The 13,664-nt window shown below is 63.7% G+C and carries 11 protein-coding genes; 7 read left to right on the forward strand and 4 right to left on the reverse strand.

Annotation, left to right across the window (positions count from 1 at the left end):
- The first annotated feature begins 189 nt into the window (after positions 1 to 189).
- Complete coding sequence (locus ACIQYU_RS13360) at positions 190 to 2,607, forward strand: glucose/quinate/shikimate family membrane-bound PQQ-dependent dehydrogenase (RefSeq protein ID WP_063914359.1); 2,418 nt, start codon at positions 190 to 192, stop codon at positions 2,605 to 2,607.
- A gap of 126 nt (positions 2,608 to 2,733) precedes the next feature.
- Positions 2,734 to 4,002: a carbohydrate porin gene (locus ACIQYU_RS13365; RefSeq protein ID WP_402800269.1), complete on the forward strand. Its 1,269-nt coding sequence runs from the start codon at positions 2,734 to 2,736 to the stop codon at positions 4,000 to 4,002.
- A 119-nt stretch (positions 4,003 to 4,121) separates the two neighbouring features.
- On the opposite strand, the gene argE is transcribed toward ACIQYU_RS13365, so the two are convergent.
- Together argE and ACIQYU_RS13375 are read right to left on the reverse strand one after the other, a co-directional pair.
- Positions 4,122 to 5,282, reverse strand: coding sequence for an acetylornithine deacetylase (gene argE / locus ACIQYU_RS13370; RefSeq protein WP_207837748.1), 1,161 nt, complete (start codon positions 5,280 to 5,282; stop codon positions 4,122 to 4,124).
- A complete protein-coding gene (locus ACIQYU_RS13375; RefSeq protein WP_207837746.1) occupies positions 5,275 to 5,952 on the reverse strand; it encodes a DUF1028 domain-containing protein in 678 nt (225 codons plus the stop codon). Before ACIQYU_RS13375 ends, argE begins: the two co-directional genes overlap by 8 nt.
- A 304-nt stretch (positions 5,953 to 6,256) precedes the next feature.
- Here ACIQYU_RS13375 and ACIQYU_RS13380 point away from each other — a divergent pair, with 304 nt between their 5' ends.
- Entirely contained in the window at positions 6,257 to 7,576 is a 1,320-nt protein-coding gene (locus ACIQYU_RS13380; RefSeq protein WP_207837744.1) for an NAD(P)/FAD-dependent oxidoreductase, read from the forward strand.
- Positions 7,576 to 7,992 carry a RidA family protein gene (locus ACIQYU_RS13385; RefSeq protein ID WP_015270679.1) on the forward strand — a complete coding sequence of 139 codons (417 nt, stop codon included), beginning with the start codon at positions 7,576 to 7,578 and terminating at the stop codon, positions 7,990 to 7,992. The genes ACIQYU_RS13380 and ACIQYU_RS13385 overlap by 1 nt, the downstream gene beginning before the upstream one ends.
- Positions 7,993 to 8,116: 124 nt before the next feature.
- On the opposite strand, the gene ACIQYU_RS13390 is transcribed toward ACIQYU_RS13385, so the two are convergent.
- Complete coding sequence (locus ACIQYU_RS13390; RefSeq protein WP_207837743.1) at positions 8,117 to 8,959, reverse strand: amidohydrolase family protein; 843 nt, start codon at positions 8,957 to 8,959, stop codon at positions 8,117 to 8,119.
- 127 nt (positions 8,960 to 9,086) lie between these two features.
- On the opposite strand from ACIQYU_RS13390, the gene ACIQYU_RS13395 reads away from it, so the two are divergent.
- Positions 9,087 to 10,022, forward strand: coding sequence for a LysR family transcriptional regulator (locus ACIQYU_RS13395; RefSeq protein WP_207837738.1), 936 nt, complete (start codon positions 9,087 to 9,089; stop codon positions 10,020 to 10,022).
- 209 nt (positions 10,023 to 10,231) lie between these two features.
- Here the strand turns inward: ACIQYU_RS13395 and pgm are convergent, their stop codons facing one another.
- The gene (pgm, locus tag ACIQYU_RS13400) at positions 10,232 to 11,869 is read right to left on the reverse strand and encodes a phosphoglucomutase (alpha-D-glucose-1,6-bisphosphate-dependent) (protein ID WP_207837735.1); all 1,638 of its coding nucleotides are present in this window, start codon (positions 11,867 to 11,869) and stop codon (positions 10,232 to 10,234) included.
- A 251-nt stretch (positions 11,870 to 12,120) separates the two neighbouring features.
- Between pgm and ACIQYU_RS13405 the strand changes: the two genes are divergently transcribed.
- Together ACIQYU_RS13405 and ACIQYU_RS13410 are read left to right on the forward strand one after the other, a co-directional pair.
- Entirely contained in the window at positions 12,121 to 12,768 is a 648-nt protein-coding gene (locus ACIQYU_RS13405; RefSeq protein ID WP_233694441.1) for a DUF1345 domain-containing protein, read from the forward strand.
- Between the two features lie 177 nt (positions 12,769 to 12,945).
- Positions 12,946 to 13,623: an RHS repeat-associated core domain-containing protein gene (locus ACIQYU_RS13410; RefSeq protein WP_402800280.1), complete on the forward strand. Its 678-nt coding sequence runs from the start codon at positions 12,946 to 12,948 to the stop codon at positions 13,621 to 13,623.
- The last annotated feature ends 41 nt before the right edge of the window (positions 13,624 to 13,664 follow it).

Below are 13,664 nucleotides of genomic sequence, written 5' to 3' on the forward strand. Positions count from 1 at the left end.
CGAATGCAGGTTACACAACCGGCATGAACACCCTGATTACTGCAATTTTAAGCACCTGATCTAGACTTTTAGCCACACCTTGACGAGTTCATCCCTGCGACAATCCGCCCCACAAAATTATGTACCAACTTGTTAATTAGCAAGCTAAGAGATTACACTGCGCGCATTCCACCTGCTGAGATCCCTGGCATGAAAGAAACACCGCGCGCCTCTGGCGCCACAAACATCATCCTGGTCGGCCTGGGCGTGATCATCGCCCTGCTCGGCCTGCTCCTGGCTGCGGGCGGCGTCAAGCTGGCCGGCCTGGGCGGTTCCTGGTACTTCCTGACCGGCGGCCTGGCCATGGCCATCGCCGGTGTCCTTATCGCTCGCCGCAAGCCGGCTGGCGCCTGGCTGTACGCGGCGTTCCTGGTCGGTACTGCCATCTGGGCGCTGGTCGACGCTGGCCTGGTGTTCTGGCCGCTGTTCTCGCGCCTGTTCATGTTCGGCGCAATCGGCATGGTGGTGGCGCTGGTCTACCCGCTGCTGGCCCGTGCCAACGGCGCCAGCACCGGCCGTGGTGCCTATGGCGTTGCCGGGGTGATGGCCGTGGTGCTGGTGATCGCCGCCGGCAACATGTTCGTTGCCCACCCCAGCGTCGCCCCCACCGGCAAAGGCCCGGGCATGACCCCGGTCGAGGCCGACAAAGCGCAGAAGGACTGGGCCCACTACGGCAACACCGAAGGTGGCAGCCGCTTCGCCGCGCTGGACCAGATCAACCGCGACAACGTCAACAAGCTGAAAGTGGCCTGGACCTACCGCACCGGTGACGTGGCCCTCAGCGACGGCAACGGTGCCGAGGACCAGCTGACCCCGCTGCAGGTCGGCAACAAGGTGTTCATCTGCACCCCGCACAACAACCTGATCGCCCTCGATGCCGACACCGGCAAGGAGCTGTGGAAGAACGCGATCAACGCCCAGTCCAAGGTCTGGCAGCGTTGCCGTGGCATGGCCTACTTCGACGCCACAGCCGCCATCGCCCAGCCGACCCAGCCGAACAGTTCGCCGATCACCGTTGCGAGCGTACCGGCCGGTGCCAACTGCCAGCGTCGCCTGCTGACCAACACCATCGACGGCCGCCTGATCGCCGTCGACGCCGACACCGGCGAGTTCTGCCAGGGCTTCGGCAACAACGGCCAGGTCGACCTCAAGGCCGGCCTGGGGAATGTACCGGACTCCTACTACCAGCTGTCCTCGGCACCGCTGATGGCCGGTACCACGGTGGTGGTCGGCGGCCGCGTCGCCGACAACGTCCAGACCGACATGCCAGGCGGCGTGATCCGTGGTTTCGACGTGATCACGGGTGAAATGCGCTGGGCCTTCGACCCTGGCAACCCGGAGGATCGCCAGGCGCCGCAGGGCGACAGCACCTATGTGCGCAGCACCCCCAACAGCTGGGCGCCAATGTCCTACGACCCGGCGATGAACACCGTGTTCCTGCCGATGGGCTCGTCGTCCACCGACATCTACGGTGTTGAACGCAGCAAGCTGGACCATACCTACGGCGCTTCGGTACTGGCCCTGGACGCCACCACCGGCAACCAGAAGTGGGTGTTCCAGACCGTGCACAACGACCTGTGGGACTTCGACCTGCCAATGCAGCCGAGCCTGATCGACTTCACCAAGGACGACGGCCAGTCGGTCCCTGCGGTGGTGATCGGCACCAAGGCCGGGCAGATCTACGTGCTCGACCGTGCCACCGGCAAGCCACTGACCCAGGTCGACGAAGTACCGGTCAAGCCAGGCAACATCCCTGACGAGCCGTACTCGCCAACCCAGCCGAAGTCGGTGGGCATGCCGCAGATCGGCGCGCAGACCCTGACCGAGTCGGACATGTGGGGCGCGACCCCGTACGACCAGCTGCTGTGCCGCATCAACTTCAAGAAGATGCGCTACGACGGCCTGTACACCGCGCCAGGCACCGACCTGTCGCTGAGCTTCCCGGGGTCGCTGGGTGGCATGAACTGGGGCAGCATCTCCACCGACCCGGTACATGGTTTCATCTTCGTCAACGACATGCGCCTGGGCCTGTGGATCCAGATGATCCCGTCGCAGAACAAGGGCAATGCTGCTTCCGGTGGCGAAGCGCTGAACACCGGCATGGGCGCAGTACCGCTCAAGGGCACCCCGTATGCGGTGAACAAGAACCGCTTCCTGTCGGTGGCTGGCATTCCGTGCCAGGCGCCGCCATTCGGCACCCTGACCGCCATCGACATGAAAACCCGCCAGGTGGCGTGGCAGGTACCGGTAGGCACCGTTGAAGACACAGGCCCGCTCGGCATCCGCATGCACCTGCCGATCAAGATCGGCCTGCCGACCCTCGGCGGCACCCTGTCGACCCAGGGCGGCCTGGTGTTCATCGCCGGCACCCAGGACTTCTACCTGCGCGCCTACGACAGCAGCAACGGCAACGAAATCTGGAAAGCTCGCCTGCCAGTGGGCAGCCAGGGCGGCCCGATGACCTACGTCTCGCCGAAGACCGGCAAACAGTACGTGGTGATCACTGCTGGCGGCGCGCGCCAGTCGACTGACCGTGGCGACTACGTGATTTCTTACGCCTTGCCGTAAGACCGCGTCGCCTTCTTCGCGGGTAAACCCTCCCACAGGATAAGCACTGCCCTTACTGATGGTGCAGTCCCTGTGGGAGCGGGTTCACCCGCGAAGAGGCCCAAGAAGACAACCCGAGATTCAGCAATGCCATCCGCAATTCGCATCACACCCACCCTGCTCCTGGCCCTGGCCAGCACTTCTGCCCTGGCCGACGGCGACCTGATGACCCGCAGCACCCTGACCGGTGACTGGGGCGGCCTGCGTCACCAGCTGGAAGAAGACGGCGTCAGGTTCACCGGCGACTACAGCGGCGAAACCGCCTACAACGCCCATGGCGGCCTGCACCGTTCGGCGCGCTACTCGCAAAACCTGAAACTGGGCGTGCAGTTCGACCTGTCGAAACTGTATGGCCTGGACAACGGCGGCAAGGTCCAGCTGACCATCAACGACCGCCGCGGCAATAGCGCCTCGGAAGACCTGGTGGGCAACCGCCTGCCGATCCAGGAAAACTTCGGCGGCCTGTACACCCGCCTGACCGAACTGAGCTACGAGCGTACCCTGTTCACCCCGGCGCTCAACGTCAAGCTCGGCTACATGGCCATGGGCAACGACCTCGGTGGCCTGGACAGCGGCATCCTGTGCAACTTCATGAACGCCGGCTTCTGCGGCCACCCGCTGAACATGTCTGGCGGCAGTGGCTGGACCAACTACCCCAATGCCCACCTGGGCGTGCGGGTGAAGTACGACCTGTCGCCGTCCTGGCAGCTGCGTGTGGCAGCGTTCAACGTCGACCCGGAAAGCAACGGCAACTCCAGCCGCGCCTGGCACCTGGGCCCCAAGCACACCACCGGCACCGTGGTACCGGTAGAGCTGGTGTACAAGCTGCAGGGCGAGCTGCCTGGCGAGTACAAACTGGGCTATTACTACGACAGCTCCGACGTGAAGCGCATCGGCAGCGACGAGGAAGTGTCCGGCCGTGGCGGCCACTACCTGCTGGTCGACCAGGCCGTGTGGAACGACCAGGGCTCGCCGGGCCGCAGCCTGCATGCCTTCGGCCAGTACTCGGCGTCGAGCAAGGCTGCCTCACCGTTCACCAAGTGGTATGGCGCCGGCGTGGTGCTGTACAAGCCGTTCGCAAGCCGCCCGAAGGATACCGTGGCGCTGGGCTATGGCCGTGCCGTGCCCAACCCGCGTAGCCGCGACGTGCTGGAAGATGCCGCGCTCAATGCCGGGCAGTCGTTCCCCGACATCGACAGCGCCGAGCAGTTGGTCGAGCTGAGCTATGGCTACCAGGCCACGCCGTGGCTGAACCTGCGCCCGGATGTGCAGTACATCATCGAACCGGGCGCGTTCTCCGGGAAGGACATCGACAACGCGCTGGTGGTTGGCCTGCAGGTCAAGGCTACCTTCTGAATACCCGGGGCCGCGCTGCGGCCCATTCGCGGGTGAACCCGCTCCCACAGGTACTGCACAGGCCTTGAGACTGACGAGATCCTGTGGGAGCGGGTTTACCCGCGAAGAGGCCAGCGCAATCAACCCTGCCTGAGGTAGTCCACCAGCCTCAGCAACATGGCATCACACCCCCGCAACTGCTCGACACTGACGAACTCATCCGGCTTGTGCCCCTGGTCCATGCTCCCTGGCCCACACACAACAGTCGGGATCCCTGCCTGGTCGAACAACCCGCCTTCGGTACCAAACGCCACCGTACCGAACTGATCCGAGCCACTGAGCAACGCCACCAGGCGAGCCGCCTCACTATCCGCCGGCGTGGCCAGCCCCGGATACGCACTCAACGGCTGCAGGCGAATGGCGCTGGTCGCATTGACCCTGCGCATACGCGGCAGCAATTCAGCCTCGGCATAGGTCTGCAGCTGGTCGGCCACTGCCTGCGCCTCGAACCCCGGCAAGGCCCGCACTTCGAAATCGAACTCGCATTCCGCCGGCACGATGTTCAGTGCCCTGCCCCCTTTGATCACACCGGTCTGCACAGTGGAGAACGGTGGGTCGAAGCGTTCGTCGTGATGCGCCGGCAATGCCAGGGCATCGCCGATCTCACCCAGCTTGCCGATCAGCTTCGCCGCATACTCGATGGCATTCACCCCATAGGGCGCATACGCCGAGTGGCACGCCGCACCCTGCACCTGGCAGCGCATCGCCAGCTTGCCTTTGTGCCCCAGCACCGGCTTGAGCTCGGTGGGCTCGCCAATCAGGCACAGCCGCGGCTTGTGCGGACGCTGCTCGAGCGCGGCCAGCATCGAGCGCACACCCAGGCAGCCGACTTCTTCGTCATAGGAGAACGCCAGGTGCACCGGCAGGCGCAACGGTTGGGCAAGGAACGCGGGCACAGCCGCCAGTACCGAAGCGATGAAGCCCTTCATGTCAGCCGTGCCACGGCCATACAGGCGCCCGTCGCGTTCACTCAGGGCAAACGGCTCGACCGTCCAGGCCTGGCCGTCCACCGGCACCACATCGGTATGCCCGGACAGCACCACGCCGCCAACGTCCCTGGGGCCGATGGTGGCGAACAGGTTGGCCTTGGTACCCTCCGGGTTATGGAACAACTCGCTCTGCACGCCCAACCCGGCCAGGTAGTCGCGGATGAAGGCAATCAGTTCAAGGTTGGAATCCCGGCTGACCGTGGCAAAGCCGATCAGCCGGGCCAGCAGCGCGCGGCTGGCAAATTCATTCATCGCCCGGCACCCCGTAGCTTGGCGCGGCAGTCGGGTTGAGGGCACGGGTGACGTAATCCTGCATCTGCGGCCGGTACGCCTGCCACAGGCCATCGAGTGCAGCGATCGGGTCCGTCTCGGCCCAGTCCACGCGCAGGTCCACCAGCGGCCAGGTCAGCTCGCCGGCGATCTTCAACGCCGCCGAGTGCACCGGCCCGGCCTCGCCGCCTGCGGCCATCGCCGCGTGCATGGCGGCCAGCAGGCGGTCGGCCAGATGCCCGCCGGCTTGTTCAAAGGCCTGTACCATTGCCTCGATCACCTGGGTCGAGGCCAACAGGTTGCCTGCCGCCGCGCATTGCTCACCGACCACGGCGTGGTGCGTGCCCAGGGCTTCCTTACCGGTGAACAGCGCCACCTGGCCATGGCTGTCGATCACCGTGACCTGGCGGTACTCGCTCCAGCCATTGGCGCTCAGCACCCGGTCCAGCGCTGCGGCAGGTGGCAACTGCCCCTGTTCCAGGGCATCGAGAATCTGCGGGCCCAGCGCCGGCAAGGTGATGTTCTGGGTGGCGACCGCGCCCACACCGGCACGTACCCACGGGCAGCGGGCGCCCACGGCGATGCTCGAAGAGCTGATGGCAATACCGACCTGGCCGGTTTCCTGGCAACGACCAATGATGGAAAAAGTCATGTCATGGTTCCTGTTGTGCTGTGCGATGTACGGCATTCTGGGTGGAACCTTCCGGCAGGCGAAACGACCTTTTTCCGAGGGTTTGCCGAGGAAAAAACTATGACCACGAAGCGCTTGAAAAAAGCGCCGGCAAAACCGCCCCTGGAACCGCTGCAGGCGGCAGGATTCAAGGCCTTCGCCGTTTTATCGGCAAGCCCCAGCTAAATACTATTTTCGCCATTTCCACAGCATCCCTAGTCTGGCCCCAGGCAACGGCGGTCCTCCAAACCGACCTGACAAAAACCGCCTGAACAAGGGCTCGGACATGACACTGAACAACCTCGAAATCGACACCCTCGTCGTCGGCGCCGGCCAGGCCGGCGTGGCCATGAGCGAACACCTGAGCAAGCTTGGCGTGCCGCACCTGGTGCTGGAGCGCAAGCGTATCGCCGAGGCCTGGCGCACTGGCCGCTGGGACTCGCTGGTAGCCAACGGCCCGGCCTGGCACGACCGCTTCCCGGGGCTGGAATTCAACCTCGACGCCGATGCCTTCGCCGGCAAGGATCAGGTGGCCGACTACTTCGAGCAGTACGTACGCAAGTACAATCTGCCCGTACGCACCGGCATCGAAGTGAAGAAAGTGCTGCGCAACAGCGACCGCCCCGGTTTTACCATCGAAACCAATGAAGGCGTGATTCGCGCCAACCGCGTGGTCGCCGCCACCGGGCCGTTCCAGAAGCCGGTGATCCCGGCCATCGCGCCGAAAGACAGCAACCTGCACCAGATCCACTCCGCCGCCTATTACAACCCCGAGCAACTGCCCGAAGGCGCTGTGCTGGTGGTAGGCGCCGGTTCCTCCGGCGTACAGATCGCCGAAGAACTGATGCGTGCCGGGCGCCAGGTGTACCTCTCGGTCGGCGCCCACGATCGCCCGCCACGCGCTTACCGCAACCGCGACTTCTGCTGGTGGCTGGGCGTGCTGGGTGAGTGGGATGCGGAAATCGCCAAGCCTGGCCGCGAGCACGTGACCATTGCCGTCAGTGGCGCCCGTGGCGGCCACACCGTGGACTTCCGCGCCCTCGCCCACCAGGGCATGACCCTGGTCGGCCTGACCCAGTCGTTCGACAACGGCGTGGCGCGCTTCCAGGACAACCTGGTCGAAAACATCAACCGCGGCGACGACAACTACCTGGCCCTGCTCGATGCCGCCGATGCCTACATCGAACGCAATGGCCTGGACCTGCCGGAAGAGCCCGAAGCCCGCAAACGCCTGGCAGACCCGGAGTGCATGCGCAACCCGCTGCAGCAGCTGGACCTGGCCAAGGCCGGTGTCACCAGCATCATCTGGGCCACCGGTTACGGCGTCGACTTCAGCTGGCTGCAAGTAGACACCTTCGACGCCAACGGCAAGCCCCAGCACCAACGCGGCGTGGCCCGCGAGCCGGGCGTGTACTTCCTTGGCCTGCCGTGGCTGTCGCGCCGCGGCTCGTCGTTCATCTGGGGCGTGTGGCACGACGCCAAGCACGTCGCCGGCCACATCGCCACGCAACGCACCTATGCCGCCTACCGCGACCGCGAACAACGCGCAGCGGATGAGCAGCAACAGCCCAAGATCAGCAACGTCAGCACCCTCGGAGCCCACTGATGCCTACCCATACCCGCATCCGCATGTTCAACACCAAGGCCACCTACCCCAACCAGACCCTGGACAACGACCTGTGCCAGGCGGTGCGCGCCGGCAACACTATCTACGTGCGCGGCCAGGTCGGCACCGACTTCGAAGGCAACCTGGTGGGCCTGGGTGACCCACGGGCGCAGGCCGAGCAGGCGATGAAGAACGTCAAGCAACTACTCGAAGAAGCCGGCTCGGACCTGTCGCACATCGTCAAGACCACCACCTACATCACCGACCCGCGCTTCCGCGAGCCGGTGTACAAGGAGGTGGGCAAGTGGCTCAAGGGGGTGTTCCCGATTTCCACCGGGCTGGTGGTGGCCGGGTTGGCCCAGGCCGAATGGCTGATGGAGATCGACGTGATCGCGGTGGTGCCTGATTCGGTCTGATCGGCTTTTTATGCGGTCAATTGCAGAAGCGGCCTTGTGTCGCGATGGGCAGCGCAGCCCATCGCGACACAAGGCCGCTCCTGAAAGAGTCAGCGCAAGACCTGGCGATAAATGCAAAACAACTTCAGCTCACGCCGCCCGTGGTAAAGCCGAACAGCCGTCGTGGGGTGTCCCACATCACACTGCGACGCAGCCGGGCGTCCGGCATCAAGCGTTCCGCCAATTTCAGCAGCGGACCGTAGTCCACTCGTGAGCGCTGGCGAATGAACGGCCAGTCCGAACCCCATACACAACCCTGCGCACCAAAGGCTTCGAGCAGCGCGTGCACGTAGGCACGGCTTTGCTCCAGCAATGCATCGGCCGCGGCGAACTTCTGCATACCCGACAGCTTCACCCAGGCCCGGCCACTATCGGCCAGCCGCAGCAGGGCGCGGAAACCATGCTGCTGCACACCAGCCGCCACATCTGGCCGGCCGCAATGGTCGATCAGCAGGCGCGCACGTGAGCCCTGCAGCAGGCCACGCAGGTCCGGCAACTGGTCTTTGCACACCTGGACCTGCGCGAACAGATCGAGTTCGGCGAGCTTGCCGAACAGCCCTTCAACGCCCTTGAGGCTGGCGACCCCGTACAGCGCGGGGTTGAAGGCGATACCGACTACCCCTTGCGCCTGCAGTGCGGCCAGCGCGTCGAGGCCGATATCCGGCTCGACCACTGCTATGCCCTTGAACCGCCCCTGCCCGCTGGCCAGCGCATGCAGCAGGCAGCGATTGTCAGTGTGGTAGCCGCTGTTGGCCCCCACCAGCAAGGCGTGCTGTACACCGTAGGCGTCCATCACACGGCTGAACTGTTCCTGGGTGGCAACCTCCTGACCGGAAGGTGCATAGGGAGCATCGGGGTGGTAAGGGAAACGCGCAGGGTCAAACAGATGGTTATGGCAATCAATCTTCGCTTCATCAAAGATGCTCACGCAGCACTCCCCGGCAGATGTTGTTATCGTAAGCCACAAGGGCGATCAGGCTGGGCTCAGAGTACTGCGTAGTGCAAAGGTGGCGCTCATACCCAGATGGCGCAGACCATAACCTAAGGTAATACACATGTTGCCTGGCAACGAAGGCACGGACGCCAGCCCGATGGTGTTCAAACTGCGGCACATGGAAGTGTTCCGGGCAGTGATGCTGACCGGTTCGATCAGCGCGGCGGCCAAGCTGCTGTATGTGTCGCAGCCGGCGGTGAGCAAGCTGATCCAGTACATCGAAGGGCGCCTGGCCTACCCGCTGTTCGAGCGCATCAACAACCGCCTGGTGCCGACGGCAGAAGCGCAGGTGCTGTTCCGCGAAGTCGAGCGAGTGTACCAGGCAGCGCTGGAGGTCAACGAGTGCGCCGTGGCACTGGCCGCCGGCGGCCAGCGCAAGCTGCGCATCTCGTGCAGCGCGTCGTTGTCCACGGTAGTCATCCCGATCGCCCTGGCCCAGCTCAAGCGTGAGTCACCGTCGCTGAACATCGAATGGCAGACCTCGCTAATGGGCGAAATGCCCAACCAGATCCTGTCGAAGAAGGTCGACCTGTCTATTGCCGCCCTGCCGGTGGTGCATGACCACCTGCATTCGCAGGCGTTCATGCGTGGGCGCATGGTGGTGGTGATGCCACCCGGCCACCCTCTGGCCGGGCAACCCGAACTGACCTTGCAACAGCTGGAGGGCCATGCCTTGCTGCTGTTCCGGCCCGACATGCCGTTTGGCAAACTGCTGGCCGAGCATATCGGGCGCTGCGGGGTGCAGCTGAAATCACTGTTGTCGTTTACCAATGCCAACGAGGCAGTTGCCTTGGTCAAGCAAGGCATGGGCATCAGCGTGATCGACGAGTTCGTCGCGCAGGACAGCGGGCTCGCGGTGGTACCACTGGCCGACGAGATTCACTTCGATATCAGCTTTGTCTATTCACGGTTCGAGCCGCCGTCACATGCAGCGATGCATTTGATGCGGGTGCTGCTGGGCCAGGCGCAGAAGCTTGGGCGGGCGATTGTAGGCTGAGGCCTTTGGGGCAGACGCGATTCCTGGGGGAGCAACAGTCTTGTGTAACCTGTCAGGCCTCATCGCCGGCAAGCCAGCTCCCACAGGGATAGCACAGCCCTTGAGGCCAATACAGTTGCGGCGTCGATCATGGGGAAAGCCCTGCGGCGGTGTAAATAGGACTATTTCCAATTTACACCATGCCGCAGAACCAAGCGGCTTGTTACCTGTCAGGCAATCGCCGCATCCACCAGCACCTGTGCTTCCTGCACCAGGCGCTGCAGGTGCGCCTCGTCGATGAAGCTTTCGGCGTAGATCTTGTAGATGTCCTCGGTGCCCGACGGGCGCGCGGCGAACCAGCCATTGGCGGTCATCACCTTCAGCCCGCCAATCGCCTGGCCGTTGCCCGGTGCATGGCTGAGGATCTGCACGATCGGCTCACCCGCCAGCTCGGTCGACTTCACCTGCTCCGGCGCCAGCTTGCTCAGCAAAGCCTTCTGCCGGGCATCGGCCTTGGCTTCGACACGGGTGGCGAACGGCTTGCCCAGCGCCTCGGTCAGGTCGGCGTAGGCCTGGCTCGGGTTGCGCCCGGTGCGGGCGGTCATTTCGGCGGCCAGCAAGGCCGGGATCAGCCCGTCCTTGTCGGTAGCCCAGACCGAGCCATCACGGCGCAGGAACGAAGCCCCCGCACTTTCCTCGCCACCAAAGCCCAGCGAGCCGTCGAACAGGCCCTGGGCGAAGAACTTGAAGCCCACCGGCACTTCGTAGAGCTCGCGGCCCAAGCGCTGAGTGACGCGGTCGATCAGGCCGCTGGACACCACCGTCTTGCCGACGGCGGCATCGCTGCGCCATTGCGGGCGGTGGCGATACAGGTAGTCGATGGCCACGGCCAGGTAGTTGTTCGGCTGCAGCAGGCCATCCGGGGTGACGATGCCATGGCGGTCGTGGTCCGGGTCGCAGGCGAAGGCCACGTCGAAGCGTTCGCGCAAGCCGATCAGGCCCTGCATGGCGTATGGCGAGGACGGGTCCATGCGGATCTGGCCGTCCCAGTCGACGGTCATGAAGCGGAAGGTCGGGTCAACCTCGGTGTTCACCACTTCCAGGTCCAGCTGGTAATGCTCGGCGATCGCCGACCAGTAGCGCACCCCTGCCCCGCCCAGCGGGTCGACACCCAGGCGCAGCTTGGCGCCGCGGATGACGTCGAAGTCGATGACGTTTTCCAGGTCGGCCACGTAGTTGCTCACGTAGTCGTGGCGCTGGGTGGTGGATGCCCGCAGCGCCTGGGCATGGTCCATGCGCTTGACGCCCGCCAGGTCAGCGGCCAGCAGTTCGTTGGCCTTGGCCTCGATCCACTTGGTCACGTCGCTGTCGGCCGGGCCGCCATTGGGCGGGTTGTACTTGAAGCCACCACTCTGCGGCGGGTTGTGCGACGGGGTGATGACGATGCCGTCGGCCAGGCCCTGCTGGCGGCCACGGTTATGGCAGAGGATGGCGTGGGATACGGCCGGCGTCGGCGTGTATTCGTCATCCTTGGACAGCATCACCTGCACGCCATTGGCCGCCAGTACTTCCAGGGCGCTGGCGGTGGCCGGTGCCGACAGCGCGTGGGTATCGGCGCCGATGAACAGCGGGCCATCGATGCCCTTCTCCTGGCGATACAGGCAGATGGCCTGGGTAATGGCCAGGACGTGGTACTCGTTGAAACTCAATTCAAGCGAAGTGCCCCGGTGCCCCGAGGTGCCGAAGGCCACGCGCTGGGCCGCCACGGCAGCGTCGGGGCGGCCGGTGTAGTAGGCGGTGAGCAGTCGGGGAATATCGACCAGCACGCTGGCCGGAGCCGGCTTGCCTGCCAAAGGACTGAGCGTCATGCAGAAACCTCGAGTTCAACGAATGTTGGTGTTGGAGCGTGCAGTGTACTGAGAGTTGCAAGAGCGCGCGATGGGCGGCAGCAAAGAATCAGTGAGCGCACCGCACACCCTGTGGGGCGGCTTTAGCCGCGAAGAATCCAACGCGGTGCCTGCTTCGCGGGCTCGCCCGCTCCCACAATGGACCCGCGCATGTCCCTCATCTCTGTAATGACCGTCTAGAGTGGTACCCATACACCCGACAACGAGGCCCCATGGCTTTTCACCGCCTGACCCGCACCCACCCGCGCCTGAGCATCGCCACCGTGGTCGGCCTGCTCGGCGGCTGGCTGATCCCCGCCAGCGACAGCGTGCAGCACATCCTCGCCGGCTGGAACCTGGGCGTGTGGCTGTACCTGCTGCTGGTGCTCTACCTGAGCTGGAGCGCCAGCGCAGAGAAGGTGCGCAAGGTCGCCCGCGTCGAAGACGAAAACGCCGGCCTGGTCCTGCTCACCGTGTGTATCGCCGCCATCGCCAGCCTTGCCGCCGTCACCCTGCAACTGGTGTCCAGCCGAGGCCTGCAAGGCAGCGCCCTGGCCTTGCACTACCTCTACACTGGCCTGACCGTAGCCGGCTCCTGGCTGCTGATCGGCTGCATCTTCAGCCTGCACTACGCACGGCTGTTCTACACCGGACAAAACCACGAACCGCCGCTGCGCTTCGTCGATGGCGAACGCAACCCCGATTACTGGGACTTCCACTACTTCTCGTTCACCATCAGCGTGGCGGTACAAACCTCCGACGTGGGCGTTGCCGGGCGGGGGCTGCGACGGGTAGTGCTGGCGCATTCGCTGGTGGGGTTTGTTTTCAATACCGCGATTCTAGGATTCACCATCAACATCGCAGCTGGGCTATCAGGTTGATGACCTGCCAGTTTTGCCAGTAGACGCCAGGTTAACCAATAGAAAAAATCAAAAGCCCACCAACCTCCACAGGTCGATAACATGACGGCTCTTGAGAAACCACCAAGCCCTACCAGACATTTCTATCAATCAAACCGTCTGTGTAGTTTGATTGGGTCGAGGGCTGAACGACTAGTAATGGCTCAGGCAGTCGCGATCGGGCAGCAATCAAGCAACAGGAAGGTACAGCTCTTTCATTTGGATTCGGCAGAATCGGTCATAGGGAGCTCCGCAGCACCGTCAGCCTATCAATACCCTCCCTTTGGAGGAGGCCGCATAGGGACTGCCCTGCTCATGGCAGCGTTCGTCGGTCAACACTTCGATGAGACGTCTGGCGGATATCCATTGGGCAATGGACGACGGGTTTATAAACCCGAAATTTTCCGCTTTACATCTCCTGACATGCTGTCTCCTTTTGACAAAGGGGGAGCGAATCCTTACAGCTACTGCCTGGGAGACCCCATCAACAGGCATGATCCAAGCGGTCAATTTCCGATATTCCGTTACCTGCTTCGTGCCGTTGCTCGAACGACGGTGACGGCTTCACGTCATTTCAATCGCGCTACCGAAGCGCTAATTCGAATGGTTGATGAAGTTGTCGCGGACACTTTGCGTGATGCGGGCAGGCAGCTAACCCCGATTTTTGAAGCAGGCCGCGAAGTAATAACCGCTGCTGCTGCGGTGCCAACAGAGCTCTCCATGAGGGTCAACACCCTGCACCTGACACTTGAACCTCCAACTCCGCGAGCACCGAGAGCTGACACTCAATCACCGAACCAATTGGGAGAACAACGCACTCATATTCGCAGGCGTTGATTAAGGGAAATACCCAATGACCGCCGCGCCGCTCGTCGGAA

The sequence above is a fragment of the Pseudomonas sp. NPDC096925 genome (genome assembly GCF_044762545.1).
In the GTDB taxonomy this organism is placed as follows: Bacteria; Pseudomonadota; Gammaproteobacteria; order Pseudomonadales; family Pseudomonadaceae; genus Aquipseudomonas.

Excerpts from the sequence above, each read along its gene's own strand:
- ACIQYU_RS13360 (WP_063914359.1), top strand. The coding sequence starts at position 190 with ATGAAAGAAACACCGCGCGCCTCTGGCGCCACAAACATCATCCTGGTC.
- ACIQYU_RS13365 (WP_402800269.1), top strand. The coding sequence starts at position 2,734 with ATGCCATCCGCAATTCGCATCACACCCACCCTGCTCCTGGCCCTGGCC.
- argE (WP_207837748.1), bottom strand. The coding sequence starts at position 5,282 with ATGAATGAATTTGCCAGCCGCGCGCTGCTGGCCCGGCTGATCGGCTTT.
- ACIQYU_RS13375 (WP_207837746.1), bottom strand. The coding sequence starts at position 5,952 with ATGACTTTTTCCATCATTGGTCGTTGCCAGGAAACCGGCCAGGTCGGT.
- ACIQYU_RS13380 (WP_207837744.1), top strand. The coding sequence starts at position 6,257 with ATGACACTGAACAACCTCGAAATCGACACCCTCGTCGTCGGCGCCGGC.
- ACIQYU_RS13385 (WP_015270679.1), top strand. The coding sequence starts at position 7,576 with ATGCCTACCCATACCCGCATCCGCATGTTCAACACCAAGGCCACCTAC.
- ACIQYU_RS13395 (WP_207837738.1), top strand. The coding sequence starts at position 9,087 with ATGTTGCCTGGCAACGAAGGCACGGACGCCAGCCCGATGGTGTTCAAA.
- pgm (WP_207837735.1), bottom strand. The coding sequence starts at position 11,869 with ATGACGCTCAGTCCTTTGGCAGGCAAGCCGGCTCCGGCCAGCGTGCTG.
- ACIQYU_RS13405 (WP_233694441.1), top strand. The coding sequence starts at position 12,121 with ATGGCTTTTCACCGCCTGACCCGCACCCACCCGCGCCTGAGCATCGCC.
- ACIQYU_RS13410 (WP_402800280.1), top strand. The coding sequence starts at position 12,946 with ATGGCTCAGGCAGTCGCGATCGGGCAGCAATCAAGCAACAGGAAGGTA.